This window comes from Streptomyces sp. NPDC058464 (assembly GCF_042721035.1).
Lineage (GTDB): Bacteria > Actinomycetota > Actinomycetes > Streptomycetales > Streptomycetaceae > Streptomyces.
The window spans coordinates 231,073-255,305 of sequence record NZ_JBHXMA010000002.1 but is presented as its reverse complement, the minus strand read 5'-3'; the positions used below and the strand labels follow the sequence as shown (position 1 = coordinate 255,305).

Below are 24,233 nucleotides of genomic sequence, written 5' to 3'. Positions count from 1 at the left end.
GTTGGCGGCTGGTCGCGCAGTTCCCCACCGGGCTCAGTGCCCCACACTCCCCAGCAGCTGCCCCACCACCGGAAGCGAGCCGATCGACGGGGCCTGCGCCAGCGGCCCCGTCAGCATCTTCGACGTCAGCGGCTTGAAGTCGGCCAGCTGCGTCCCCACCCCGTTGTCCAGCGGGTCGACACCCGTGCCCGCGAGCGGGTTGGGCTTCAGACCCGTCACCGGGCCCGTGACGTAGGGCAGTACGCCGCCCAGCGCCTGCATGCCCGCCTGCGGGTCGATCTGGCCGAGCGAGGTGGGCCGGGTGCGGACCACGTCCAGCACGGGCCGGCTGTCCGCGGCGGCCGTCGCGGCGCCCGCGCCGAGCGCCACACCTGCCGTGGCGAGGGCGGCCAGGGCGCGCCGAGCGGTCGGGGTCGGGGAGGACACGTGTCGGGACATCGCTGGTGCCACCTTCTGGTGCGCAGGGTAATCAGGTCGGCACACAGGGTATTTGAGGTGTGACTCACGCTCCAAAGCCGACCCGCGGGGTCGGCAGGAGGCTCCCCATACGTCAAACTGGTGTTCCGTGAGCATTCATCCCCCGTCTCCCGCCCGCGTCGTGCTGCTGTGCGGCCCCTCGGGCTCGGGCAAGTCACTGGTCGCCGCCCGTTCCGGGCTCCCCGTCCTGCGCCTCGACGACTTCTACAAGGAGGGCGACGACCCGACTCTGCCGTTGGTGGCAGGGAGTTCGGACATCGACTGGGACCACCCGGAGTCCTGGGACTCGGCGGTCGCGGTCGAGGCCATCGGGCGGCTGTGCGCCACGGGGGCGGCGCCCGTACCGGTATATGACATAGCACTGAGCGCCCGCACCGGCGCCGAGACGCTGGACATCGGCCGCACCCCCCTGTTCATCGCCGAGGGCATCTTCGCCGCCGAGATCGTGGACCGCTGCCGCGAACTGGGCCTCCTGGCCGATGCGCTCTGCCTCAGCCGGGGCCCGGTGAAGACGTTCCGGCGCCGTTTCCTGCGCGATCTCAGGGAGGGCCGCAAGTCGGTGCCGTTCCTGCTGCGGCGCGGCTGGCGGCTGATGCGGGCGGAGCGCACGATCGTCGCCCGCCAGGTGTCGCTGGGCGCACACCCGTGCGACCGGGACGAGGCGCTGGGCCGGATGGCGGCGGCCGCGGTGGGCCGGCAGACCCGCGACCGGACACCGGCGGCCTGACCCCCGTAGGGGACAGAACCCGACCGTCGCAGAGAACAGAAAAAGCGGGACTGGATGGACCCCCCGGCCCTCCAGTCCCGCTTCCCCCGTCGCTCCGCCGAACACCCCCGTGTCCCCCGTGGCGGAGCTCCCCCGTGCTTCCCCCCAGGTCCCCCCGGACCCGCTTTCCCCCGTGTTCCCCCGTGTTCCCCGTGGGTCCCCCCGGACCCTCCCCCAGGTCCCCCGTTCCCCCGGTTTCCCCCGTCAGGATCCCCCCGGATCCCCATACCCTCAGGCGACAAGCTCCCCGAAGGCGTTCTCCTCGTCACGGCCGAAGCTGAGGACCTCGTCCTCGCGCAGCCGGCGGAGCGACCGCCAGATGCTGGACTTCACCGTGCCGACACTGATGTCGAGGATCTCCGCGATCTCCGGGTCCGTGCGGCCCTCGTAGTAGCGCAGGACCAGCATGGTGCGCTGGAGTTCGGGGAGCCGGGCGAGCGCCTGCCACAGGACCGCGCGCAGCTCGGTGCCGCTCATCGCGTCCGTGTCGCCGGGCGTCTCCGGCAGTTCCTCGGTCGGGTACTCGTTGAGCTTGCGGCGCCGCCAGGCGCTGATGTGCAGGTTGGTCATGGTGCGGCGGAGGTATCCGCCGACCGCCGCCTTGTCGCTGATCCGGTCCCATGCCCGGTACGTCGAGAACAGCGCGCTCTGCAGCAGGTCCTCGGCCTCGTAGCGGTCACCGGTCAGGTGGTAGGCGGTCGCGTACAGGGAGGCGCGGCGCTCCTGGACGTAGGCGGTGAACTCCGCCTCCGTCAGCGAGCGGCGCTCCCCCGTGTCCTCCCCGTACGCGGATCCCCCGTGTGCTTCCCCCGTGAAGCTGTCAACCACCGTCATGTAGCCGGTGTGCTGACGCCCGGTGCCGCGAGCGCACCCCCGCCCGCTCACGGCACCGGACTTCTCGGAACCCCGGTGCACGTCGTGCAGACGCGTGACTACTGCGCTGGTGCTGTGGCTGATCAGCGTGTTCATCTCGCGCCCCCCGTCGTGGACTTCCGGTAGTTCGGCCTGCCCAGGCGGTCCGCTTGCGCGGTTGCCTGTGCCGAGAACTCTGCCGGGCCACCTTCACGGCCGTATCCGCCGACTGTCACAGACCTGTCACAGGGGTCCGGCACGGAGAGTCCACAGGACGTACACAGGTGGTGGCGCTACAGAGGTTCGCGGGGAGCTGCGGGCCGCACAGGTCGTACGACGGGCCCTGCATGGGCCAGAATGAGCCCGTGCCTTCCCTGTTGCTGATCGAGGACGACGACGCCATCCGTACGGCCCTGGAGCTCTCTCTGACGCGCCAGGGACACCGGGTGGCCACCGCTGCGACCGGTGAGGACGGTCTGAAGCTGTTGCGTGAGCAGCGGCCCGATCTGATCGTCCTCGATGTCATGCTGCCCGGCATCGACGGGTTCGAGGTGTGCCGGCGGATCCGGCGCACGGACCAGTTGCCGATCATTCTGCTGACCGCGCGCAGCGACGACATCGACGTGGTCGTGGGCCTGGAGTCCGGTGCGGACGACTACGTCGTCAAGCCGGTCCAGGGGCGGGTGCTCGACGCCCGGATCCGGGCCGTGCTGCGGCGCGGGGAACGGGAGTCCACCGACTCGGCGACCTTCGGCAACGTCGTCATCGACCGCAGTGCGATGACCGTGACGAAGAACGGCGAGGACCTCCAGCTGACGCCGACCGAGCTGCGGCTGCTCCTGGAGCTGAGCCGGCGGCCGGGGCAGGCGCTGTCCCGGCAGCAGTTGCTGCGGCTGGTCTGGGAGCACGACTACCTCGGCGACTCCCGGCTGGTGGACGCGTGTGTGCAGCGGCTGCGCGCCAAGGTGGAGGACGTGCCCTCCTCGCCGACCCTGATCCGTACCGTGCGTGGTGTCGGCTACCGCCTGGACGCTCCTCAGTGACGGACGTGCAGGGGGGTCTCCGCGGCTGGGCCGCGGATCGCAAGGGAGCCATGTCCAGGCTGCGTTTCACCAGTCTGCGGCTGCGGCTCGTCGTCGTCTTCGGGCTCGTCGCGCTGACCGCCGCCGTGTCCGCGTCCGGCATCGCGTACTGGCTCAACCGCGAGGCCGTGCTCACCCGTACCCAGGACGCGGTGCTGCGCGACTTCCAGCAGGAGATGCAGAACCGGGCCGGTGCGCTGCCCGTGCACCCGACGCAGGACGAACTGCAGCGCACGGCCGGGCAGATGGCCAACAGCAGCCAGCGGTTCAGCGTGCTGCTGGTCGGCCAGGACACCAACGGCAAGACGGTGTACGGCAGTTCGGACGGGCTCAGTGCGTTCGCGCTCGACGACGTGCCGACCTCGCTGCGCAAGGCCGTCGACAAGCAGCAGAAGGTGACCGACTCCAACGAGTCGGCGTACCACCTGTACTGGCAGCGGGTCGTCGACCACGGCACGCCGTATCTCGTCGCCGGGACGCGGCTGATCGGGGGCGGCCCGACCGGTTACATGATGAAGTCCCTGGAGCCGGAGGCGAAGGACCTCAACTCGCTGGCGTGGTCGCTGGGGATCGCCACGGGGCTCGCCCTGATCGGTTCGGCGCTGCTGGCGCAGGCCGCCGCCACGACCGTGCTGAAGCCGGTGCACCGGCTGGGAGTCGCCGCGCGGCGGCTCGGCGAGGGCAAGCTGGACACCCGGCTGCGGGTGTCGGGTACGGACGAACTCGCGGATCTGTCACGGACGTTCAACGACGCGGCCGAGGCGCTGGAGAAACGGGTCGACGACATGGCCGCACGGGACGACGCGTCCCGCCGGTTCGTCGCGGACATGAGCCACGAGCTGCGCACCCCGCTCACCGCGATCACCGCCGTGACGGAGATCCTGGAGGAGGAGCTGGAGGCGGAGTCGGGGTCGATGGACCCGATGATCGAGCCCGCCGTCCGGCTGGTCGTCAGCGAGACTCGCCGCCTCAACGACCTCGTCGAGAACCTGATGGAGGTCACCCGCTTCGACGCCGGTACGGCCCGGCTGGTCCTCGACGACGTCGACATCGCCGACCAGATCACCGCCTGCATCGACGCCCGCGCCTGGCTGGACGCGGTGGATCTGGACGCCGAGCGCGGCATCCACGCCCGCCTCGACCCGCGCCGTCTCGACGTCATTCTCGCCAACCTGATCGGCAACGCGCTCAAGCACGGCGGGTCGCCGGTGCGGGTGTCGGTGCGGATGGAGCAAGAGGAAGGTGGGGATCTGGTCGTCGCCGTGCGGGACCACGGTCCGGGTATCCCGGAGGACGTGCTCCCGCATGTCTTCGACCGGTTCTACAAGGCCAGCGCCTCCCGGCCGCGTTCCGAGGGCAGCGGTCTGGGCCTGTCCATCGCGACGGAGAACGCCCGCATCCACGGCGGCTCGATCACCGCGGCGAACTCCCCGGAGGGCGGTGCGGTGTTCACGCTCCGGCTGCCCCGGGACGCCTCGCGGCTGACGGAGGAGAGCAAGGACACCGGCGATGCCGGGGGCATCGGGGATGCCGGGGATTCCGGGGAGAAGGGCGCCTGATGCACGTACGAAGAGTCCTGGCCGTGGCCGGGCTGGCGCTCGCGCTCTCCGGGTGCGGGATCCGGGCCACCGAGGTGCCGACCGACTTCGGCGGGGCGCCCTCGCGGGTGCCGTGCTCGATGACCCAGCCGGATCTGCCGGCGCAGAGCGAGCGCGGGGTACCGGTGCAGGTGTTCCTGCTGTGCGGTTCCTCCCTGGTGACCGTCGACCGGGAGGTGCGCGTCCCCGACGGCTCGGCGGACGCCAAGCGGCGGGTGATAGTCGCCCAGGGGCTGCTCGACCAGCTCGCCGAGACGCCGTCGGCCGCCGAGAAGGAGGCCGGTTACTCGACGTACGTGCGGGGCGGGATGAGCGTCTGGGGACCCCGGGCCGGGGATCCCGACGACACGCTGCGGCTGAGTACGTCGCCGCCGCAGCTGACGTCGTACGCGCTGGCCCAGATCGTGTGCACGCTGTCCGACTCGGCGGCCGCGGAGGGGGACGGGTCGGTGATCCTGGGCGGGCCGGGGACGGAGCCGTTGCGGCGGTACGAGTGCACGGACGCCGTGCGGAATGCGCCGGGTGGCAGCCGACCCCCGTCCACTGAGGTGGCTTCCGGGTGAGGGGCGTCGGGGCGCCTAAGGGGGTGCCGCCTAAGGGGGTGCCGCCTGAGGGTATGGGGCGCGTGCGGGTTGTGGGGGGTTGCTCGCGCAGTTCCCCGCGCCCCTGACGGCGCGCGTCTGCGGGGGCGCGTGTTCGCGGGCGTGTGTCCGAGGCCTCACTCCCGTATCCGGAACCGATCGTGTGCACGGGGGCGTCTTGGGGGGCGTGCAGCGTCCAGGCTCCATCGGCGGCAGCGCCGCGATCCGCGTCCGTGTGGCAGGAGGTGTCCTCCTTGTCGCACACCTCGTGTTCGTCGCCTGGCTGATGCTGCGGCCGCTGGACGTGCCCTGGGTGATGCCCGCCAACCTGCACCCCTTCGCCGGTATCCGCGCCGACCTGGCGCTGGGCTGGCGCGAGGCGGCCCACCGGATCGGTGAAGGCCTCGCGCTGCTCGCCCCGCTCGGTGTGCTGCTGCCGATGACCCACGGGAAGCTCCGGGTCTCCCCGCTCGCCTCGCTGATCAGTTCGGCCGCCGCGGGCGCCATGATCTCGCTGGGCATAGCCCTGCTGCAGACCGGAGTGCCCGGCCGTGTGGTGGACGTCGACTCGATACTCCTCAACACGGCCGGCGTCGTCGTCGCGCATCTGGCGGTGGTTCCGGCGGCCCGCTCCCGGCTCCGTCGGCGGGGTGAGCGGCGGCGGCCCGCCGCCCTCCCCCAGGAGGAAGCGGCTCAGGGTCTTACCCCGACGATTCCCAGGGTCGGGATCGCCCCGTAGAGCGACGCTTCGACCCGGTTCGTCTCCGTAGCGTTGAGGGCAGACGAGGGGCCGGAAGGGCCGCCTCGCACCGGACGCTCACGAAGGAGCCGCAGATGTCCAGCCTCGCCCGCCCCACCCATGGCCGCATGATCGGCGGAGTGTGCGCCGCGCTGGCCCGGCGCTTCGGCACCTCCGCGACGACGATGCGGGTGATCTTCCTGCTGTCCTGCCTGCTGCCTGGCCCGCAGTTCCTGCTCTACATCGCGCTGTGGATCCTCCTCCCCTCGGAGGAGAAGGCCGCCGCCTGGTAATCCGCTAATCCCCTTGTACGACCTGTACGGCAACGCCGTTGGGGCGCCTCGGTAGACACCGGGGCGCCCCAACGGCGTTGCCGATCGGCTGGGGAGAGGTCAGCCGAGCGGAATCCCGTTGATCGGCAGGCCGTGCGTGGGCAGACCCTGGAGCGGCAGTCCGCCGAGGAGGCCGGCGACGGGCTTGGTCGGGCCGTCGGCGAGGGCCTGCTGGACGGCGGGCTGGACGGCGGTCAGGCCGGCCCCCAGGGCGGTCTGCCCCTGCGCGAGGGCCCCACCGGCGACCGGCAGGGCCTTGGCGACGTTCTCGGCCGGCAGCGTCTTGGTGACGGTGCCCAGGGCCTGGGGGGCGTCCGGGACGGCCGGGGCGGCGTTGGCCGCGCCCGCGCCGACGGCGGCGAAGGCGGCACCGAGGGCGGCGACACCGAGGGTCTTGGCAGCAGACTGCTTCATCGTTAATGCGTCCTTGGAATGCGGTGACGGGGATCGATAACGCGCTGAGCGGTCCACGACCGTAAACATGCCGGGCCGCCCGCCGCAAACACCGAAATGCGGACGGATAGTGAAGACCCGTCCGCATTCCGTTCCCCACCCGGATACCCGATCAGCTCTCCGGATCGACAGAACCGCTGGTGGAGGCGGCCTGTCGGAACAGCCATTCGGATTTCAGCTCCGCATAACCGGGCTTGACGACGTCATTGATCATGGCAAGGCGTTCATCGAAAGGAATGAACGCTGATTTCATCGCATTGACGGAGAACCACTGCAGGTCGTCGAGCGTGTAACCGAACGCCTCGACGAGGTGCTCGAATTCGCGGGTCATGCTGGTCCCGGACATCAGCCGGTTGTCGGTGTTCACGGTGGCCCGGAAGTGCAGCCGGCGCAGCAGCCCGATCGGGTGCCCGGCATAGGAGTCGGCGGCCCCGGTCTGGAGGTTGGAGCTGGGGCACAGCTCCAGCGGGATCCGCTTGTCGCGGACGTACGACGCCAGCCGGCCGAGCTCGACCGTGCCGTCCTCGCGGACCTGGATGTCGTCGATGATCCGCACCCCGTGCCCGAGCCGGTCGGCGCCGCACCACTGGAGCGCCTGCCAGATGGACGGCAGCCCGAAGGCCTCACCGGCGTGGATGGTGAAGTGGTTGTTCTCCCGCTTGAGGTACTCGAAGGCGTCGAGGTGCCGGGTGGGCGGGTAGCCCGCCTCGGCCCCCGCGATGTCGAAGCCCGCCACCCCCAGGTCCCGGTAGCGGTTGGCGAGCTCGGCGATCTCCAGGGAGCGGGCCGCGTGCCGCATCGCGGTGAGCAGGGCGCCGACCCGGATCCGCCGGCCCTTCTCCCGGGCGATGGCCTCGCCCTGCCGGAACCCCTCGTTGACGGCCTCGACGACCTCTTCGAGGGAGAGGCCCTGCTCCAGGTGCTGCTCGGGGGCGTACCGCACCTCGGCGTAGACGACGCCGTCCTCGGCCAGGTCCTCGGCGCACTCGCGGGCGACCCGGACGAGGGCGTCCTGGGTCTGCATGACACCGACGGTGTGCGAGAACGTCTCCAGGTACCGCTCCAGCGAACCGGAGTCGGCGGCCTCGCGGAACCAGATGCCGAGCTTGTCCGGGTCGGTCTCGGGGAGGCCGGCGTACCCGGTCTCCTGAGCGAGGTCGGCGACGGTGCCCGGACGCAGGCCGCCGTCGAGGTGGTCGTGCAGCAGAACCTTCGGCGCCCGGCGGATCTGGTCCGGCGTCGGGGTGTTCGCGGTGCTCTGGCTCGTCATTTCCGCACTGTAACTCCTACGCGCGTAGATCGCCTGGTACTCGGAGATTCCCGTTTCCGTCGATACGCAATGGTGACCGCACGGACGGGTCGCGTACACCGCCTCTTCTGACACTGTTCTGTCATGGCACAGCAAGCGACGCCGGCCCGAACGGCCAGCCTGAGCAGGCCGGTCGGCCAGGAACCGACGACGGCGACCGGGGCGGTCCTGCTCCTCCCCGGCGGGGAGGAGATCTCCGCGCGCAAGCCGTCCCTCGTATGGGCGACGGCCCTCGTCCGCGCGCTCGGCCGCCGACTCGCCCGGGACGGCCGGGACGAGGGGCTGGCCGCGCACGTCGTCCACTACCGCTACCGCGGCTGGAACGGCAACGAGGCGCATCTCGCGGGGGACGCCGGTTGGGCGGCGGACGAGGTGGTACGACGGTACGGCGATGTGCCGGTGTGCCTGCTCGGCGTGGGGATGGGCGGCCGGGCCGCGCTGCACGCGGGCGGCCACGAGGCCGTCAACTCCGTCGTCTCCATCGCCCCCTGGCTGCCCGAGGCGGACGTGGCGGTGCCCGAGGAACCGGTTCGCCAGCTGGTGGGGCGGCGGGTGCTGATCGTGCACGGCACGAACGACGAACGGACCGACCCGGAGCTGTCGTTCCGGCTGGCGGCGCGGGCGAAGAAGGCGAATCGGGAGGTGTGCCGGTTCGAGGTGCACTCGGACGGCCACGGGCTGCATCAGCACCGGGACGAAGTCCTCGCTCTCGCCTCGGACTTCGTCATGGGGGCGCTGTACGGGCGGGCGGTGTCTCGGCCGGTGGAGGACGCACTTGCCGCGCCGCCGCCGATCGGGTTGCGGATGCCGTTGGCTGCGGGGTTCGGGCGGTCGCTCCGTAAGAGCTGAGGTCCGGTTTCGGGGTGCGGGTGCGGGGGGGCTGGTCGCGCAGTTCCCCGCGCCCCTAGGGAAGGAGACTCCCCCGCCTTGAAAGCAGAAACTTCTTGAAGGCGGCCACCGGCGGGGTGTCCGGGTGGCCCTCCAGCCAGGCCACGCCGATTTCTCTCGCCGCTCTCGGGGCCGTGACCGTGAGTTCGACGACTCCCGGGCGGGGAAAGGCGGGTGGCGGCAGCAGCGCGACCCCCAGTCCGGCCGCGACCAGGCCTCTCAACGTCTCCGCCTCCTCCCCCTCGAAGGCGATCCTCGGCCGGAAACCCGCCTCCTTGCACAGGTCGTCCGTGATGCGGCGCAGGCCGTAGCCCGGTTCCAGGGTCACGAAGGTCTCGTCGGCCGCCTCGGCGAGGCGGATGCGCTTACGGGACGCCAGCCCGTGATCCGCGGGTACCACCAGCCGCAGCTTCTGTTCGTCGAGGCGGCGGGCGGCCAGGTCCGGGGCGTCCGGCATCGGGGAGGTCAGGCACAGGTCCAGCTCGCCCGCCCGCAGCTTCTCGATCATCGCCTCGCCGTAGTTCTGGACGAGGCTGAAGCGGATGCGGGGATGGTCGACGCGGAAGGCCTGGAGGAGGCCGGGTACGGTCTCCGCGCCCATGGTGTGCAGGAAACCGAAGGCGACCTTGCCCGTCGTGGGGTCGGCGTCGGCGCGTACCTCGTCGGCGGCGCGCCGCACCTCGGCGAGGGCGCGCTCGACCGAGGTGAGGAAGGTACGGCCGGCGGGGGTGAGGGAGACGGTGCGGCCGTGCCGGGTGAAGAGGTCGACGCCCAGGTCCTGTTCCAGACGGACCATGGCGCGGGAGAGGGTGGACTGGGGGACGTCGAGCTCCTGGGCGGCCCTGGTCACATGCTCGGTGCGGGCCACTCCGGCGAAGTACGCGAGGCGGGGCGCGAGCAACATCGTCATGTCTTCTCTGTCACTGTACGGTGACAGGCGCTCCGCTGACCTCTGCTGATGCTCCATGGGAACGATTATGGCAATTCCATGCATTGGACGGATCAGCATGGCGGTCCGTACGTTCGAAGCATGTCTCCCGCCAGTACCGGGGCGTCCACCACCGTGGACGCCGTCCCGTCCCTCCCCGCCTCCGACTCCCGCCTGACCCCGGGCGGTCCCGGCTACCGCCGGATGAGCTTCGCGCTCTTCCTGGCGGGTGTCGCGACCTTCGCCCTCCTCTACTCCACGCAGGCCCTGCTCCCGCTGATCTCGGACGGCTACGGCGTGTCCGCGAGCGACGCGAGCTGGACGGTGGCGGCGGCGACCGGCGGCCTGGCGCTGTTCGTCCTCCCGATGAGCGCGCTCTCCGAGCGCTTCGGGCGTCGTACGGTCATGACGGCCTCGCTGGCGGTGGCGGTGACCGTCGGACTGCTGGTGCCCTTCGCGCCCTCCCTGGGCGTGCTGGTGGTGCTCCGTGGCGTCCAGGGCGCGGCGCTGGCCGGCCTGCCGGCCTCCGCGACGGCGTACCTGGCCGAGGAGGTCCGCCCGAAGGCGCTGGTCACGGCCATCGGCCTGTTCGTCGCGGGCAACAGCGTCGGCGGGATGAGCGGCCGGGTCATCACCGGCTGGGTCGCACAGGAGTGGGGCTGGCGGGTCGCCGTGGGCGTGATCGGGTTGATCGCCGTCGGCTGCGCGATCGCCTTCCGGCTCCTCCTCCCCGCCCCTCGGCACTTCAAGGCGGGCTCGCTGCACCCGCGCCGGCTGCTCGGCACGGTCCGCGACCACCTGGCCGACCCGCTGCTGCGCCGCCTGTACGCGATCGGCGCGCTGTTCATGACCGTCTTCGGCGGCGTCTACACGGTGATCGGCTACCGCCTGACCGAGGAGCCCTTCTCGCTCCCCCAGGGCATCATCGGCTCGATCTTCCTGGTGTACCTGGTGGGTACGGTGTCCGCGTCCACGGCAGGCCGCCTGGTCGGCCGCCTGGGCCGCCGAGGAGCCCTGTACCTGGGCGGCGGCACGACGGCCGCCGGCCTCCTCCTCTCCCTGGCCGACTCGCTGCCCCTGGTCCTGCTGGGCCTCGTCCTGATCACCGCGGGCTTCTTCGCGGGCCACGCGGTGGCCTCCTCCGCGGTCAGCAAGACAGCCACCCACGGCAGGGCCCAGGCCTCCGCCCTCTACCAGTCCGCCTACTACATCGGCTCCAGCGCGGGCAGCACGGTGGGCGCGATGGCGTTCCACGCGGGGGGCTGGGCGGGCACGGTCGGCGTCGGACTGCTCGCGATCCTGGGCGTCGTGACGATCACGGTCCTGGGCTCGGTGGCGGCGCGCAGGCACGTCCTGGCGAACGCTCACTGATCGGCGCCCTCACTGGAGCGCCCCGAAAGGGGCGCGGGGAACTGCGCGAGCAACCACGACGGCGCCGCACCCGCCACCCCACCGCACACCCCACCCCCTTGGGCGACCACCCCACCTCACCTGCACGTTTCCCCACTCCGGGGGCCGTTGTCAGTCCCCTGCGGTAGCTTCCGAAGTGCTGGAGCGCAACGGCGCGCGAACAGGAACGGCCACAGGGGTGGGTGGACGGAAGATGACCGACGGCACGGCGACGGCGGAGCTGGACGTCGCACTGGACAAGTACCGGACCGAGCTGACCGGGTACTGCTACCGGATGCTCGGCTCGTCCTTCGAGGCCGAGGACGCGGTGCAGGACACGCTCGTGCGGGCCTGGCGGAGCTACGAGAAGTTCGAGGGCCGCTCCAGTCTCCGGTCGTGGCTGTACCGGATCGCGACGAACGTGTGCCTGGACATGCTCAGCGCGGGCAACAAGCGGGCCCGGCCGATGGACCTGAGCGAGTCGACGCCGCTCGCCCAGGCGGCGCTCTCCCCCCGGCCCGACAACACCTGGCTGGAGCCGGTGCCGGACGCGCGCGTGCTGCCGACGGTGGACGACCCGGCGGAGGCGGCCGTGGCGAAGGAGTCGATCCGGCTCGCCTTCATGGCCGCGCTCCAGCAGCTGCCGCCCAAGCAGCGGGTGGTGCTGATCCTGCGCGAGGTGCTGGCCTGGAAGGCGACCGAGGTGGCCGAGCTGCTCGGCACCACGGTCGCGTCGGTCAACAGCGCGTTGCAGCGGGCCCGGGCCACCCTGGCCGAGCAGCGGCAGTCGGGCGCCGCCGCCGAGGTCTGCGACCCGCTCGACGAGGAGCAGCAGAAGCTCCTGGAGCGCTATGTCGCCGCCTTCGAGGGCTACGACATGACGGCGCTGACGGCACTCCTCCACGAGGACGCCGTCATGACGATGCCGCCGTTCGACCTGTGGCTCACCGGCCACGACGACATCACCGGCTTCATGACCACCATCGGCTCCGCCTGCGAGGGCTCGCGGCTGCTCCCGGTCCAGGTCAACGGCCTGCCCGGGTTCGCCCAGTACAAGCCCGACCCGGACACCGGGGGCTGGAGCCCCTGGTCCGTCCAGGTCCTGGAGATCTCAGACGGCCGGCTGACCGGGTTCCACTTCTTCCTCGACACCAAGCGCTGGTTCCCGCTCTTCGATCTCCCCCTCCACCTGGAGGCCGAGGCCGACGAGACGGAGGAGGGAGCGTAGGGCGGGGCCGGGGTCGCGGAGCCGTATCCGTCCTCCCGCCCTGCGGGCCGCCAGCTCCAGCCGGGCCAGCAGGTCGACGGCCGCCAGCCCCGGCGGTCCGGGACCAAGACCGCCCACGTCGCAGACGACCACCCCGGCGCCGGTGACCGCCAGCAGGTCGCGCACGTCGTCACAGAGCCCCGGCACCTCGTCCCTGGTGACGGGGCCCGACAGCACGAGCACGGCGGGGGGCACGGCATCCACGAGGCGGTAGACCCCCGGCAGCGCCCCGACTCATCGCCAGGGGCCGCGACTCATCGGTAGAGGGTCGCGCAGATCACGTCGATCACAAGGACCACAACGTTGACCTGCACCTGACCGACCCAGAGGGTTGGTGTATGCGCCACGCACCGCCATCGCCCCCGCCGCCCGTCGGCCACCCGGCACCCGCCGAGGGGGTCCCGTGCAGGGGGTGCTGAGCGGTTTCGCGGTCATCGCGATCGTCATCGCCGTCGGCTACGTCCTGGGCCGCGGCGGCCACCTGGGGGCGAACGGCCGCGAGGTCCTCACCGAGCTCGCCTTCCACGTCGCCTCCCCCGCCCTGCTCTTCACCACCCTCGCCAAGGCCGTGCGGCGGCGGGCGCGTTCGTGGCGGTGGGCGTCGTGTGGCACCGGGGCGTGGACCCCACGGCGACAGGCGTGGCGGCGTTACCGAGACGGGATCAGTCGGCGGGGAACTCGGCGGTGTCGATCGTCAGGTCGAACGGCTCCGGCAGCTTGATGGGGTCGCCGAACTTGACGGCGCTGAGGACTCGGTAGACGTCCCCCTTGGGCTCGCCGTAGAGCGTCGCGGTGGGGCCTCCGGGCGCCCAGCGGTCGACGAGGAGGTAGAGCGGGATGCCCGCGGTGGCGTAGGCGGCCGGCTTGCTGACGCGGTCGTGGCGGGCGTTGGCCTTGGAGGTCACCTCGACGACGAGTTCGGCGAGAGCGGCCGGGATGTGGGATTCCGCCTCCACACAGTCCTGCACGGGTGCCACCACCAGGTCCGGGATGAGCATGCCCAGACGCGACGGCACCGCGATGGCCAGTGTCTGGAAGATCTCCAAGTCGTCAGGAACCACGCTGTAGAGGCGGCGCTGGATGCGGGCCGCGATGACGTTGTGGCGGGAGGCGGGAGCAGGTGACACGGTGACGATCCCCTCAATGATCTCCACCTTGCTGCCCTCGGGCCGATCCATCTCCTCCCAGAACCGGACGAGTTCGTCCCAGCTCTGCTCGGGGTCGTGGCCCACGGTGAGTGCGCTCATGGCGGTCTCCTTCGGGTGCGTCACCGATCCCAGCATGCCGAACGGGACCGGCGCAGGTCCACCGGTCCCGTTCACCCGATCGAGAAATCCCCTGGTCAGGCGATACGTTCCAGCACAACGGGCGACGCCGTGAACTCCGTGCCCGCCGCCCCGATGTCGTACGAGCCCTCGACCGCCTGGAGCGCGTACTCGAAGCGCTCCGGCGTGTCCGTGTGCAGGGTCAGCAGCGGCTGGCCCGCCGTCACCGTGTCGCCCGGCTTGGCGTGGAGTTCGACACCCGCGCCCGCCTGTACCGGGTCCTCCTTGCGGGCGCGGCCGGCGCCCAGGCGCCAGGCGGCGACGCCGATGTCGTAGGCGTCGAGGCGGGTCAGGACGCCGGACGAGGGCGCCTTGATCACGTGCTGTTCCCCCGCCACCGGGAGCACCGCGTCCGGGTCGCCGCCCTGGGCCGCGATCATCCGGCGCCAGACGTCCATCGCCGAGCCGTCGGCCAGGGCCTTCGCCGGATCGGCGTCGCGCACGCCGGCCGCGTCGAGCATCTCCCGGGCCAGAGCGATGGTCAGCTCGACGACGTCCGCGGGGCCGCCGCCCGCGAGGACCTCCACCGACTCGCGGACCTCCAGGGCGTTGCCCGCCGTGAGGCCGAGGGGGGTGGACATGTCCGTGAGGAGGGCGACCGTCTTCACGCCGTGGTCGGTGCCGAGGCCCACCATGGTCGAGGCCAGTTCGCGGGCATCGGCCAGCGTCTTCATGAAGGCGCCCGTGCCCACCTTCACGTCCAGGACCAGGGAGCCGGTGCCCTCGGCGATCTTCTTCGACATGATCGAGGAGGCGATCAGCGGGATCGCCTCGACCGTGCCGGTGACGTCGCGGAGCGCGTACAGCTTCTTGTCGGCGGGGGCCAGGCCGTCGCCCGCCGCGCAGATCACCGCGCCGGTGGTGTCCAGCACCGACAGCATCTCCTCGTTGGAGAGGAGGGCGCGCCAGCCGGGGATCGACTCCAGCTTGTCCAGGGTGCCGCCGGTGTGGCCGAGGCCCCGCCCGGAGAGCTGGGGGACGGCCGCGCCGCAGGCGGCGACGAGGGGGGCCAGAGGCAGGGTGATCTTGTCGCCCACGCCGCCCGTGGAGTGCTTGTCGGCGGTCGGGCGGGACAGGGAGGAGAAGTCCATGCGCTCGCCGGACGCGATCATCGCGGCGGTCCAGCGGGCGATCTCGCGGCGGTTCATGCCGTTGAGGAGGATGGCCATCGCGAGCGACGACATCTGTTCGTCGGCGACCTCGCCTCGCGTGTACGCGTCGATGACCCAGTCGATCTGCTGGTCGCTGAGTTCACCGCGGTCCCGCTTGGTGCGGATGACGGAGATGGCGTCCATGGTGGCCATGGCGTTCCCTTCGAGAGGTGCGATGCGTACGGCCCCTCCGGACGCGACGGACGCGGAGGGGCCGTACGGGAGTTACTTGGTGAGATGGGCCGGGCCGAAGGCCTGGGGCAGCATCTCGGAGAGGGGCAGGACGCCCTCCGGGGTGTCCAGGAGGAGGTCCGGGCCGCCGAACTCGTAGAGCAGCTGGCGGCAGCGGCCGCACGGGACCAGGAGCCCGCCCGTGCCGTCCACGCAGGTGAAGTGCGTGAGCCGGCCGCCGCCCGTGCGCTGGAGCTCGGAGACCAGTCCGCACTCGGCGCACAGGCCGAGGCCGTACGACGCGTTCTCCACGTTGCAGCCGGAGACCGTGCGGCCGTCGTCCACCAGGGCCGCGACCCCGACCGGGAAGCCGGAGTACGGGGCGTACGCGTGGGACATGGCCTCGCGGGCCTCCGCGCGCAGGGACTCCCAGTCGAAGTCGGCGGCCGCGGTGGTCACTTGCCCTGTCCCTTCCGGTACGGCAGGCCGTCCGCCTTCGGCATCCGCAGGGACTGCGCGGACAGCGAGAGGACGAGCAGGGTGACGAGGTACGGGGTCGCGGTCACGAGCTGGCGCGGGACCTCGTTGGTGGTGGCGTACCAGATGAACATCAGGACCGAGATGACGATCGTGATGACGGCCGGGACGTACTTCCTGCGCCAGGCCAGGTAGGCGGCGCCGAACACCAGGAGGATCGCGAGCAGCAGGATCAGCGCGTGCACGTTCACCGTGCCGCCGCGCAGGTTGAGGCTGTCGGTGTAGCCGAACAGGCCGGCGCCGAGGGCGAGGCCGCCCGGCATCCAGTTGCCGAAGATCATCGCGGCGAGACCGATGTAACCGCGGCCGGCGGTCTGGCCGTCGAGGTACACGTTGGAGGCGACGATGGAGAGGAAGGCGCCGCCCAGGCCCGCGAAGCCACCGCTGATGATCACCGCGATGTACTTGTACTTGTAGACGTTGACGCCGAGGGACTCGGCCGCCACCGGGTTCTCGCCGCAGGAGCGCAGGCGCAGGCCGAAGGCGGTGCGCCACAGGACCCACCACGTGATCGGGACGAGGGCCACCGCGATCACCGTCAGCGGCGACAGGTCGGTGAGCAGACCGCCGACCAGGCCCGCGATGTCGGAGACGAAGAACCAGTGCTTCTGGTTGAGCGTGTCCAGCCAGTCGGACAGGCCGGGGACGCTGAACGTGCCGAGTGAGTCGATCGGCGGGGACTGCTTGGAGGAGCCGCCCTCGGCGTTCTCGAAGGTGAACTTCGAGAGGTAGCGGGTGGCGCCCAGGGCGAGGATGTTCAGGGCCACACCGGAGACGATGTGGTTGACGTTGAAGGTGACGGTGGCGACGGCGTGCAGCAGGGCGCCGAGCGCGCCGCCGAGGATGCCGAAGACGACGCCGACCCAGGGGCCCCACTGGTAGCCGGCCCAGGCGCCGAACCAGGTGCCGAGGATCATCATGCCTTCGAGGCCGATGTTGACGACGCCCGCGCGCTCGGCCCACAGACCGCCGAGACCGGCGAGGCCGATCGGGACGGCGAGGCGCAGCGCGGTGGACATCTGGCCGGTCGAGGTGATGCCCTCGGCGCCGGTGATGATGCGCACGGCCGAGGTCAGGACCAGTACGCCGGCGATGACCAGCAGGAGTACCGGGAGCGACATTCGGCGGCCGCCCCTGCCGGGCTGCTTCGCCTGCGGCTTGGCGATGGTCGCGGTGGACATCAGGCCGCCACCTCCTTCTTGGTGTTCTTGGCGGCGGCCGCGGCGAGCTCCGCGCCGACCTGGCGCTGCTGGCGGCGCAGACCCCACTGCCGTACGGCTTCGTAGGAGATGACGACGGAGAAGACGATCAGGCCCTGCATGATCGTGGCGATCTCCTTCTCGTACGCCACCGGGGTCGCGTAGTCGAGGGCGGGCGAGGCCTTGTCGAGGAAGGCCCACAGCAGGGCGGCGAAGGCGATGCCGCCGGGGTTGTTGCGGCCGAGGAGGGCGATGCCGATGGCGGTGAAGCCGAGGCCGGCCGGGAAGTCGAGGCTGTAGGTGTGCGAGTCGCCGAGCAGCAGCGGGAGGCCCGCGAGGCCGGAGACGGCGCCGGAGATCAGCATGGAGACCAGGACCATGCGCTTGGCGTCGACGCCGGAGGCGGCCGCGGCGGACTCGGAGGCGCCGGTGGCACGCAGGTCGAAGCCGAACCGGGTGCGGTTGAGGACGACCCAGTAGCCGATGCCGAGGGCGATGGCGACGAAGACCATGCCGTAGATCTCGCCGACGTCGGAGCCCAGGTTGATGCCGGGGAACCAGCCGGACTTCTTCATCACGCCGGTCGTCATGTTGTTGCCGACCTGGACGCCCCACACGTTGGAGAGGGTGATGTATCCGATGACGCTGGTGGCGATGGCGTTCAGCATGATCGTGGCGACGACCTCGCTGACGCCCCGGGTGACCTTGAGGACGCCCGCGATGCCGGCCCAGAAGGCGCCGGTGAGCATGGCGACCAGGAGCAGCATCGGGATCTGCAGGAAGGCGGGCAGGCCCACGTTGGCGCCGACCACGGCCGTCATCACGGCGGCGAGGCGGTACTGGCCGTCGACGCCGATGTTGAACAGGTTCATCCGGAAGCCGAGGGCGACCGCGATGGCCGCGATGTAGTACATCGCGGCCTGGTTGATGATCAGGACCTGGATGTCCGAGTACGGCAGCTGCTGGAGCATCAGCACGTACGGCTCGAACGGGTTGCGGTTCGAGGCCAGCAGGACGATCGAGGTCAGGGCGATCGCCAGGACGAGCGCGATGACCGGGCCGGCCACCGCGAGGAGCACCCGCTCCTTGTCGAACTTCTTCATCGGGCCTCGTCCTCCGGACCGGCGTCGTCGTCGGTGGTGGTTTCCACGTGTTCCAGGTGGCCGGACGCGGCACCCGTCATGGCGGAGCCCAGCTCCTCCGGGGTGATGGTGGCCGGGTCGGCGTCCGCGACCAGCTTTCCGTCGTAGATCACGCGCAGGGTGTCCGACAGGCCGATCAGCTCGTCCAGGTCGGCGGAGATCAGCAGCACGGCGAGGCCCTCGCGGCGGGCGTCCCGGATGCGGTCCCAGATCTGCGCCTGGGCGCCGACGTCCACACCGCGGGTGGGGTGGGCGGCGATCAGGAACTTGGGGCTGTGGCTCATCTCGCGGCCGACGATCAGCTTCTGCTGGTTGCCGCCGGAGAGGGAGGCGGCGGTGACGTCGATGCCGGGGGTGCGGACGTCGAACTCCTCGACGATCCGGCGGGTGTCCGCCTGGGCGCCCTTGATGTCCAGCCAGAAGCCCTTCGCGTTGGGCTTCTCGGTGACGTGGCCGAGGATGCGGTTCTCCCAGAGCGGGGACTCCAGGAGCAGGCCCTGGCGGTGCCGGTCCTCGGGGATGTAGCCGACGCCGGACTCGCGGCGCCTGCGGGTCTGCCAGCCGGTGACGTCCTCGCCGAGGAACTCGATCGCGCCGGAGTCGGCGTGCTTGGTGCCGATCAGCGCGTCGATCAGCTCGGTCTGGCCGTTGCCCTCGACCCCGGCGATGCCCATGACCTCACCGGCGTGGATGGTGAAGGAGACGTCGTCGAGGACGCGCTTGGCGGCACCGGGGGTGGTGGCCTCGGTGAGCACGTCGGCGCCCGGCGCGGCACCGGACGAGCCGACCGTCGCGGTCTCGGGCTGCGCGCCGACCTCGCCGAGGGAGGCGATGCCGCCGCTGGCGTAGACGGTGAGGTTCTTGACCGTGACCACGGGCTTGTCGGTGACCGTGGACTCGGCGGTCTCCGGGGTGGGCAGCTCGCTGCCGACCATCAGCTCGGCCAGCTGGCGCGGGGTGGTCTCGGAGGGGATCGCGGTCCCGACCGTCGTACCGCGGCGGATGACGGTGATGTCGTCGGCGACGGACAGCACCTCGCCGAGCTTGTGGGAGATGAAGATGACCGAGAGGCCCTCGGACTTCAGCTCGCGCAGGTTGTCGAAGAGTGCGTCGACCTCCTGCGGGACGAGGACGGCGGTGGGCTCGTCGAGGATCAGGGTCTTGGCGCCGCGGAAGAGGACCTTGAGGATCTCCACGCGCTGCCGGTCGGCGACACCGAGGTCCTCGACCAGGACGTCCGGGCGGATGCCGAGGCCGTACCGGTCGGAGATCTCCTTGATCTTCTTCCGGGCGTTGCCGCCGATGCCGTACAGCTTCTCGCTGCCGAGCACGACGTTCTCGAGGACCGTCAGGTTGTCCGCCAGCATGAAGTGCTGGTGGACCATGCCGATGCCGCGCGCGATGGCGTCGGCCGGGGACGAGAAGGAGACCTGCTCGCCGTCGACCGCGATGGTGCCCTCGTCCGGCTTCTGCATGCCGTAGAGGATCTTCATCAGGGTCGACTTGCCGGCACCGTTCTCGCCGACCAGGGCATGCACGGTGCCCTTGCGGACGGACAGGTGGATGTCGTGGTTGGCTACGACACCCGGGAATCGCTTGGTGATCCCCGCCAGCTCGACCGCGGCTGTCGTCTCTGCGGTGAGCGGAGGGCTGCTGGACGCGTCGATGGCGCACTCTCCTAGAGAAAGGGGCCGCTCTACGCGCGTAGCGCCCCTGCTTTAAATAGTGCCCGGACCTGACCGAGCTTTTTCGACTCTCGATCCGTTCCGAGCATTCTGCCGCGCGAACGGGGGTTGCCCCTGCCGCTGATCCACCGGACCCGTACCCGAGCTTCCTGACCGAACGCTCGGATCCGCGCCAGGGCCCCGACCGGGTCCCCGGATCATGGCAGGGGGCGCGGGAAGAACATCCTTCCCGCACCCCGTTCCGTGGCCGTAACGCTGCCATTACAGCGTCTCTTTGACCATGCCTACGACAAGGTCATGACCGCCGGGTCAGGAGGTCTTGACCGTGATGGAGCCGTCCTTGATGCCGGCCTCGGCCTTCTTGAGCGCGGCCTGCAGGGTGGCGTTGTTCTTGAAGACCGGGTTGGAGTCGGCCAGGCCGACGCCACCGTTGGTCAGGGAGCCGCGGATGTCGCCGGACAGCGGCTTCTTGTCCTTGATGACGGACTTGGCGAGGTCGTACACCGCGCCCTCGACGTTCTTGAGGGCCGAGGTCAGGATGTAGTCCTTGTACTTCGACAGCGCGGCCTGGTTGTACTGGTCGGAGTCGACGCCGATCGCCCACACCTTGTGCGCGGCGGCGGCCTTGATGACGCCCTGGCCGGAGAGGCCGGCGGCGGCGTAGACCACGTCGGCGCCCGCGCCGATCTGGCCCTCGGCGGCGGCCTCGCCCTTGTCGGGGCTGGAGAAGCCGCCCTCCTGGGCGGTCTGGGTCAGGTACTGGGCCTTGACCTTGACGTTCTTCTTGGTGTCCTTGACGCCCTGCTCGAAGCCCGCCTCGAACTTGTGGATCAGCGGGACGTCCACGCCGCCGATGAAGCCGACGGTGTTCGACTTGGTGGTCAGCGCGGCCGTGACGCCGGCCAGGTACGAGGACTGCTCCTCGTGGAAGACCATGTCCGCGACGTTGCTCGACTGGTCCTGGTTGTCGTCGATGATGCCGAAGGTGACCTTCGGGAACTTCGCGGCGGCCTCCTTGACGGCGGGCGCGTAGGCGAAGCCGACACCGATCACCGGGTTGTAGCCGGCCTTGGCCAGGGTCTCCAGCCGCTGGACCTTGTCCGCGTCGGACTCGCCGTCCTGCGGCTCGATGTCCCGGCCGGTGACGCCGAACTCCTTGTCGGCCTTCTGGAAGCCGGCGTAGGCGGCGTCGTTGAAGGACTGGTCGCCCTTGCCGCCGACGTCGTACGCGAGACCGACACCCTTGGACGCGCCGGCCTTGCCGGTGGACGAGCTGGACGAGCTGCCGCACGCGGAAACGGTGACGGCAAGGGCTGCGGTTGCAACGCCCGCAACGGCGATTCGGGACACCCGGCGCATGGAACGAGACTCCTTCGTGCAAGCGCCCAAACCAGGCGCTGGTTCCGCGGCAGCGTAACGCGCGTAGACCAGACGGAAAACCCCCAATGTCCGGTCCGTTATCTAGCTGTGGCCACAGTCACTGCCAAGGCTACGGACAGCAGCGCGCCCCTTGCGGGAGGCAAGGGGCGCGGGAACTGCAACGACGCCAGGGCAGCCGTACTCGCGGGTACGGCCGCTCACCCGGCGACTTATATATGTCGCATTACTTCGTGTTGACGGTGACCTTGCCGTCGATGATGTCCTGCTTGGCCTTGTCGACGGCCGCGACGACCTCGGTCATCGCCTTGTACTTCGGGTTGGTGTCCGCGAAGCCGACGCCACCGGTCTTGAGGGTGCCGTTGACGACACCGCTCTCCGGCTTGCCCTCGTAGACCGACTTCACGAGGTCGTAGACCGCGCCGCCGACGTTCTTCAGGGCGGAGCCGAGGATGTAGTCCTTGTACTTGGCGAGCGCGCTCTGGCTGTACTGGTCGGAGTCGACACCGATCGCCCACACCTTGGCGGTCGAGGCGGCCTCGATCACGCCCTGGCCCGAGAGACCGGCCGCGTGGTAGATGACGTCGGCACCGGCGTCGATCTGGCCCTGCGCGGCGGCCTTGCCCTTGTCGGGGCTGGAGAAGCCGCCCTCCTGGGCCGTCTGGGTCAGGTACTGCGACTCGATCTTGACCTTCGGGTTGACCGACTTGGCACCCTGGTCGAAGCCCGCCTCGAAGGTGTGGATGAGCGGGATGTCGACGCCGCCGATGAAGCCGATGTGGTCCTTCTTGGTGGCGGACGCCGCGGCCACGCCCGCGAGGTACGAGGACTGCTCCGCCGCGAAGACCATGTCGACGACGTTGGAGGCCGTCACCTCGTTGTCGTCGATGATGCCGAAGGTGATCTTCGGGTACTTGGCCGCGACCTCCTTGACGGCGGGCGCGTAGGAGTAGCCGACCCCGATGATCGGGTTGTAGCCGGCCTTGGCGAGCGTGTCGAGGCGCTGCACCTTGTCGGCGTCGGACTCGCCGTCCTGCGGCTCGATGTCCCGGCCGCTGATGCCGAACTCCTTCTCGGCCTTCTGGAAGCCGGCGTACGCGGCGTCGTTGAAGGACTGGTCGCCCTTGCCGCCGATGTCGTAGGCGAGGCCGATGCCCTTGCCGTTGTACTTGCCGGACGAGTTGGTGCTGGTCGCACCACTGTCCGAGCTGGACTTACCGCATCCGGCAGCCGCGAGGGCGAGGACCGCCACGGTCACCGCTGCCTGGGAGAACCGTGTCCTCCGACCCGAGATATGACGCACAGCAAGCACCCCTTCGTCCCCACGGCACCGTCACCGGCCCGCTTCCCCAACCGTCCACCCTCGGTGGCGATTTCGGCGCACAGTAACGCGCGTAGAAGCGGAGGGGAACGGGGTTTCTCCGGGCCGTTATCGAACCGTGCCGACTCCGGGTTACAAGCGGAGGCCAACGGTTACGGCGGGGTGACACAAGGGGGCGAAGAGGTACCGACCGGGCACCTCTTCGCCCCCTGGGGAACTTGCGCGGCTTACGGGGGAAGCTGACCGTTTCTCCCGCCGTCTGATACGACTACCACCGCTGTGACTACATGGTCGCGTCGATCAGGGCGGCGGCCGTGAACAGCTCCACCCCGACGGTGATGGCCCGCTCGTCGGCGTCGAAGTGGCCCTGGTGCAGATCGCGCACGGTCCGCTCGCCCGGCGTGCGCACCCCGAGCCGGGCCAGCGCGCCCGGCACGTGCTCCAGGTACCAGGAGAAGTCCTCGCCGCCGAGGCTCTGCTCGGTGGTCTCGATGGACTCGGTGCCGCGCCGGGCGGTCATCGCGTCCCGCAGCAGCTCGGTGATCACCGGGTCGTTGACGACCGGCGGCACCCCGCGCACGTAGTTGATCTCGGACTTGGCCCGGTGCAGGGTCGCGACCTCGTCGATCGCCGCGTGCACGACGTCGGGCGCCGTCCGCCAGGCCTCCAGGTCCAGGCAGCGCACGGTCCCGGACAGCTCGGCGTGCTGGGGGATCACGTTGGGCGCGTGCCCGCACTCGATCCGGCCCCAGGTCACGGCGAGCCCGCTCCGGCTGTCCACCCGGCGTCCGATGATCGCCGGCACGTCGACGGCGACCCGGGCGGCGGCGGTGACCAGGTCGGTCGTCAGATGCGGGCGTGCGGTGTGCCCGCCGGGCCCGTCCAGGGACACCTCGATCCGGTCGCAGGCGCTGGTGATGGCACCGGTCCGGAGCCCGATCCGCCCCACGTCCACCCGGGGGTCGCAGTGCACGGCGATGATCCGCCCCACCCCGTCCAGCACCCCGGCCTCGATGGCGTCGGCGGCACCGCCGGGCAGCACCTCCTCGGCGGGCTGGAAGAGCAGCCGTACCGGCCGCGGCAGCTGCCCCTGCGCGTGCAGCTCGGCGAGAACCAGTCCGGCGCCCAGCACCACTGTCGTATGCACGTCATGCCCACAGGCGTGCGCCCGGTCCGGCACGGTGGACCGGTACGCGCACTCGGTCTTCATGTCCGGGATGGGCAGGGCGTCGATGTCGGCGCGCAGGGCGAGCACCGGAAGCCCGTCCCCGACCGGTCCGATGTCACAGATGAGCCCGGTCCCCGCCGGGAGGACGCGCGGCCGGAGACCGGCCTTCTCCAGCCGTTCCTTGATGGCGGCCGTGGTGCGGAACTCCTGGTTCCCTAGCTCGGGATGCATGTGCAGGTCGCGGCGGAAGGCGACGAGTTCGGCGTGCAGTTCCTCGCTGAGCACGCCGGGGAGCACATCCCCGGGAAGGTCGGCCTCGGTCTCTGTGGACATCAATTGGTTCACCCTCTGAAGGGTAGGACGCCCGAAGGGTCAACTGACCCGAGATCAACAAAAGTTCAGCCCGTTAGGGGAAGAAAATCTGACCGCGGACGCATGACCTCGGACGTGGTTGGGTAACACCTATGTTTCCTCTTCCACGCATACCACGCGCGGC

General features: G+C 70.5%; 24 protein-coding genes and 1 pseudogene. 10 read left to right on the top strand and 15 right to left on the bottom strand.

The genetic code is table 11. The features are described 5' to 3' along the window. Positions 1-33 precede the first annotated feature (33 nt). Positions 34-438 carry a hypothetical protein gene (locus ACFWPQ_RS04140; protein WP_384029716.1) on the bottom strand — a complete coding sequence of 135 codons (405 nt, stop codon included), beginning with the start codon at positions 436-438 and terminating at the stop codon, positions 34-36. Positions 439-565: 127 nt separating this feature from the next. Here ACFWPQ_RS04140 and ACFWPQ_RS04135 point away from each other — a divergent pair, with 127 nt between their 5' ends. Next, on the top strand, positions 566-1,204 hold the full coding sequence (locus ACFWPQ_RS04135; RefSeq protein WP_384029714.1) for a uridine kinase: 639 nt from the start codon (positions 566-568) through the stop codon (positions 1,202-1,204). A gap of 270 nt (positions 1,205-1,474) precedes the next feature. On the opposite strand, the gene ACFWPQ_RS04130 is transcribed toward ACFWPQ_RS04135, so the two are convergent. Next, complete coding sequence (locus tag ACFWPQ_RS04130) at positions 1,475-2,212, bottom strand: SigE family RNA polymerase sigma factor (RefSeq protein WP_384029712.1); 738 nt, start codon at positions 2,210-2,212, stop codon at positions 1,475-1,477. 248 nt (positions 2,213-2,460) lie between these two features. Between ACFWPQ_RS04130 and afsQ1 the strand changes: the two genes are divergently transcribed. The 5 genes from afsQ1 (at position 2,461) to ACFWPQ_RS04105 (ending at position 6,388) form a co-directional block, all read left to right on the top strand. Continuing rightward, positions 2,461-3,138: a two-component system response regulator AfsQ1 gene (gene afsQ1, locus ACFWPQ_RS04125; RefSeq protein ID WP_177232965.1), complete on the top strand. Its 678-nt coding sequence runs from the start codon at positions 2,461-2,463 to the stop codon at positions 3,136-3,138. Continuing rightward, the gene (locus ACFWPQ_RS04120; RefSeq protein WP_384029709.1) at positions 3,135-4,736 is read left to right on the top strand and encodes an ATP-binding protein; all 1,602 of its coding nucleotides are present in this window, start codon (positions 3,135-3,137) and stop codon (positions 4,734-4,736) included. Before afsQ1 ends, ACFWPQ_RS04120 begins: the two co-directional genes overlap by 4 nt. Then, positions 4,736-5,338, top strand: a complete 603-nt coding sequence (locus ACFWPQ_RS04115; RefSeq protein ID WP_384029707.1) for a hypothetical protein — start codon at positions 4,736-4,738, stop codon at positions 5,336-5,338. The genes ACFWPQ_RS04120 and ACFWPQ_RS04115 overlap by 1 nt, the downstream gene beginning before the upstream one ends. A 205-nt stretch (positions 5,339-5,543) precedes the next feature. Continuing rightward, positions 5,544-6,095, top strand: a complete 552-nt coding sequence (locus ACFWPQ_RS04110; protein ID WP_361305480.1) for a VanZ family protein — start codon at positions 5,544-5,546, stop codon at positions 6,093-6,095. Positions 6,096-6,190: 95 nt separating this feature from the next. Continuing rightward, positions 6,191-6,388 (top strand): PspC domain-containing protein, encoded by a 198-nt coding sequence (locus ACFWPQ_RS04105; RefSeq protein ID WP_046729811.1) that lies wholly within the window; start codon positions 6,191-6,193, stop codon positions 6,386-6,388. A gap of 99 nt (positions 6,389-6,487) precedes the next feature. Here the strand turns inward: ACFWPQ_RS04105 and ACFWPQ_RS04100 are convergent, their stop codons facing one another. Together ACFWPQ_RS04100 and ACFWPQ_RS04095 are read right to left on the bottom strand one after the other, a co-directional pair. Next, entirely contained in the window at positions 6,488-6,841 is a 354-nt protein-coding gene (locus ACFWPQ_RS04100) for an ATP-binding protein (protein WP_384029704.1), read from the bottom strand. A 151-nt stretch (positions 6,842-6,992) separates the two neighbouring features. Continuing rightward, positions 6,993-8,150 carry an adenosine deaminase gene (locus ACFWPQ_RS04095; RefSeq protein WP_384029702.1) on the bottom strand — a complete coding sequence of 386 codons (1,158 nt, stop codon included), beginning with the start codon at positions 8,148-8,150 and terminating at the stop codon, positions 6,993-6,995. Positions 8,151-8,273: 123 nt separating this feature from the next. Between ACFWPQ_RS04095 and ACFWPQ_RS04090 the strand changes: the two genes are divergently transcribed. Then, positions 8,274-9,038, top strand: a complete 765-nt coding sequence (locus ACFWPQ_RS04090; protein ID WP_384029700.1) for an alpha/beta hydrolase — start codon at positions 8,274-8,276, stop codon at positions 9,036-9,038. Between the two features lie 55 nt (positions 9,039-9,093). Here ACFWPQ_RS04090 and ACFWPQ_RS04085 read toward each other — a convergent pair whose 3' ends face one another. After that, complete coding sequence (locus tag ACFWPQ_RS04085; RefSeq protein WP_384029698.1) at positions 9,094-10,044, bottom strand: LysR family transcriptional regulator; 951 nt, start codon at positions 10,042-10,044, stop codon at positions 9,094-9,096. Positions 10,045-10,107: 63 nt separating this feature from the next. Here ACFWPQ_RS04085 and ACFWPQ_RS04080 point away from each other — a divergent pair, with 63 nt between their 5' ends. Next, positions 10,108-11,376 (top strand): MFS transporter, encoded by a 1,269-nt coding sequence (locus tag ACFWPQ_RS04080; protein WP_384029696.1) that lies wholly within the window; start codon positions 10,108-10,110, stop codon positions 11,374-11,376. A 232-nt stretch (positions 11,377-11,608) separates the two neighbouring features. Then, positions 11,609-12,622, top strand: a complete 1,014-nt coding sequence (locus tag ACFWPQ_RS04075) for a sigma-70 family RNA polymerase sigma factor (protein WP_384029694.1) — start codon at positions 11,609-11,611, stop codon at positions 12,620-12,622. Here ACFWPQ_RS04075 and ACFWPQ_RS04070 read toward each other — a convergent pair. Next, on the bottom strand, positions 12,506-12,787 hold the full coding sequence (locus ACFWPQ_RS04070) for an STAS domain-containing protein (protein WP_384030080.1): 282 nt from the start codon (positions 12,785-12,787) through the stop codon (positions 12,506-12,508). The two genes, ACFWPQ_RS04075 and ACFWPQ_RS04070, sit on opposite strands and share 117 nt — an antisense overlap. Positions 12,788-13,064: 277 nt before the next feature. Between ACFWPQ_RS04070 and ACFWPQ_RS04065 the strand changes: the two are divergent. Next, a pseudogene (locus ACFWPQ_RS04065) lies at positions 13,065-13,229 on the top strand (AEC family transporter); the annotation flags it as partial. Positions 13,230-13,323: 94 nt separating this feature from the next. Here ACFWPQ_RS04065 and ACFWPQ_RS04060 read toward each other — a convergent pair. The 9 genes from ACFWPQ_RS04060 to ACFWPQ_RS04020 all read right to left on the bottom strand — a co-directional run bounded on the left by ACFWPQ_RS04060 (position 13,324) and on the right by ACFWPQ_RS04020 (position 24,070). Next, entirely contained in the window at positions 13,324-13,908 is a 585-nt protein-coding gene (locus ACFWPQ_RS04060) for a Uma2 family endonuclease (protein WP_384029692.1), read from the bottom strand. Between the two features lie 95 nt (positions 13,909-14,003). Beyond that, positions 14,004-15,281, bottom strand: coding sequence for a thymidine phosphorylase (locus ACFWPQ_RS04055; RefSeq protein WP_384030078.1), 1,278 nt, complete (start codon positions 15,279-15,281; stop codon positions 14,004-14,006). A gap of 81 nt (positions 15,282-15,362) precedes the next feature. Next, positions 15,363-15,767 (bottom strand): cytidine deaminase, encoded by a 405-nt coding sequence (locus tag ACFWPQ_RS04050; RefSeq protein WP_384029690.1) that lies wholly within the window; start codon positions 15,765-15,767, stop codon positions 15,363-15,365. Further along, positions 15,764-17,026: an ABC transporter permease gene (locus tag ACFWPQ_RS04045; RefSeq protein WP_384029688.1), complete on the bottom strand. Its 1,263-nt coding sequence runs from the start codon at positions 17,024-17,026 to the stop codon at positions 15,764-15,766. The genes ACFWPQ_RS04050 and ACFWPQ_RS04045 overlap by 4 nt, the downstream gene beginning before the upstream one ends. Further along, positions 17,026-18,147, bottom strand: a complete 1,122-nt coding sequence (locus ACFWPQ_RS04040; protein ID WP_361305459.1) for an ABC transporter permease — start codon at positions 18,145-18,147, stop codon at positions 17,026-17,028. The genes ACFWPQ_RS04045 and ACFWPQ_RS04040 overlap by 1 nt, the downstream gene beginning before the upstream one ends. Then, positions 18,144-19,853 carry an ABC transporter ATP-binding protein gene (locus ACFWPQ_RS04035; RefSeq protein WP_384030076.1) on the bottom strand — a complete coding sequence of 570 codons (1,710 nt, stop codon included), beginning with the start codon at positions 19,851-19,853 and terminating at the stop codon, positions 18,144-18,146. Before ACFWPQ_RS04035 ends, ACFWPQ_RS04040 begins: the two co-directional genes overlap by 4 nt. A gap of 327 nt (positions 19,854-20,180) precedes the next feature. Continuing rightward, positions 20,181-21,230 carry a BMP family protein gene (locus tag ACFWPQ_RS04030; RefSeq protein WP_384029686.1) on the bottom strand — a complete coding sequence of 350 codons (1,050 nt, stop codon included), beginning with the start codon at positions 21,228-21,230 and terminating at the stop codon, positions 20,181-20,183. A 244-nt stretch (positions 21,231-21,474) separates the two neighbouring features. Continuing rightward, a complete protein-coding gene (locus tag ACFWPQ_RS04025) occupies positions 21,475-22,506 on the bottom strand; it encodes a BMP family protein (RefSeq protein ID WP_384029684.1) in 1,032 nt (343 codons plus the stop codon). A gap of 346 nt (positions 22,507-22,852) precedes the next feature. Next, on the bottom strand, positions 22,853-24,070 hold the full coding sequence (locus tag ACFWPQ_RS04020) for a M20 family metallopeptidase (protein ID WP_384029682.1): 1,218 nt from the start codon (positions 24,068-24,070) through the stop codon (positions 22,853-22,855). Positions 24,071-24,233 lie beyond the last annotated feature (163 nt).

Bases quoted from the DNA above. Each gene is read 5' to 3' on its own strand.
- ACFWPQ_RS04045 (WP_384029688.1), bottom strand. From the start codon at position 17,026: ATGTCCACCGCGACCATCGCCAAGCCGCAGGCGAAGCAGCCCGGCAGG.
- ACFWPQ_RS04090 (WP_384029700.1), top strand. From the start codon at position 8,274: ATGGCACAGCAAGCGACGCCGGCCCGAACGGCCAGCCTGAGCAGGCCG.
- ACFWPQ_RS04140 (WP_384029716.1), bottom strand. From the start codon at position 438: ATGTCCCGACACGTGTCCTCCCCGACCCCGACCGCTCGGCGCGCCCTG.
- ACFWPQ_RS04030 (WP_384029686.1), bottom strand. From the start codon at position 21,230: ATGCGCCGGGTGTCCCGAATCGCCGTTGCGGGCGTTGCAACCGCAGCC.
- ACFWPQ_RS04055 (WP_384030078.1), bottom strand. From the start codon at position 15,281: ATGGACGCCATCTCCGTCATCCGCACCAAGCGGGACCGCGGTGAACTC.
- ACFWPQ_RS04115 (WP_384029707.1), top strand. From the start codon at position 4,736: ATGCACGTACGAAGAGTCCTGGCCGTGGCCGGGCTGGCGCTCGCGCTC.
- ACFWPQ_RS04100 (WP_384029704.1), bottom strand. From the start codon at position 6,841: ATGAAGCAGTCTGCTGCCAAGACCCTCGGTGTCGCCGCCCTCGGTGCC.
- ACFWPQ_RS04040 (WP_361305459.1), bottom strand. From the start codon at position 18,147: ATGAAGAAGTTCGACAAGGAGCGGGTGCTCCTCGCGGTGGCCGGCCCG.
- ACFWPQ_RS04130 (WP_384029712.1), bottom strand. From the start codon at position 2,212: ATGAACACGCTGATCAGCCACAGCACCAGCGCAGTAGTCACGCGTCTG.
- ACFWPQ_RS04020 (WP_384029682.1), bottom strand. From the start codon at position 24,070: ATGTCCACAGAGACCGAGGCCGACCTTCCCGGGGATGTGCTCCCCGGC.
- ACFWPQ_RS04085 (WP_384029698.1), bottom strand. From the start codon at position 10,044: ATGGAGCATCAGCAGAGGTCAGCGGAGCGCCTGTCACCGTACAGTGAC.
- ACFWPQ_RS04075 (WP_384029694.1), top strand. From the start codon at position 11,609: ATGACCGACGGCACGGCGACGGCGGAGCTGGACGTCGCACTGGACAAG.
- ACFWPQ_RS04080 (WP_384029696.1), top strand. From the start codon at position 10,108: ATGTCTCCCGCCAGTACCGGGGCGTCCACCACCGTGGACGCCGTCCCG.
- ACFWPQ_RS04105 (WP_046729811.1), top strand. From the start codon at position 6,191: ATGTCCAGCCTCGCCCGCCCCACCCATGGCCGCATGATCGGCGGAGTG.
- ACFWPQ_RS04095 (WP_384029702.1), bottom strand. From the start codon at position 8,150: ATGACGAGCCAGAGCACCGCGAACACCCCGACGCCGGACCAGATCCGC.
- ACFWPQ_RS04060 (WP_384029692.1), bottom strand. From the start codon at position 13,908: ATGAGCGCACTCACCGTGGGCCACGACCCCGAGCAGAGCTGGGACGAA.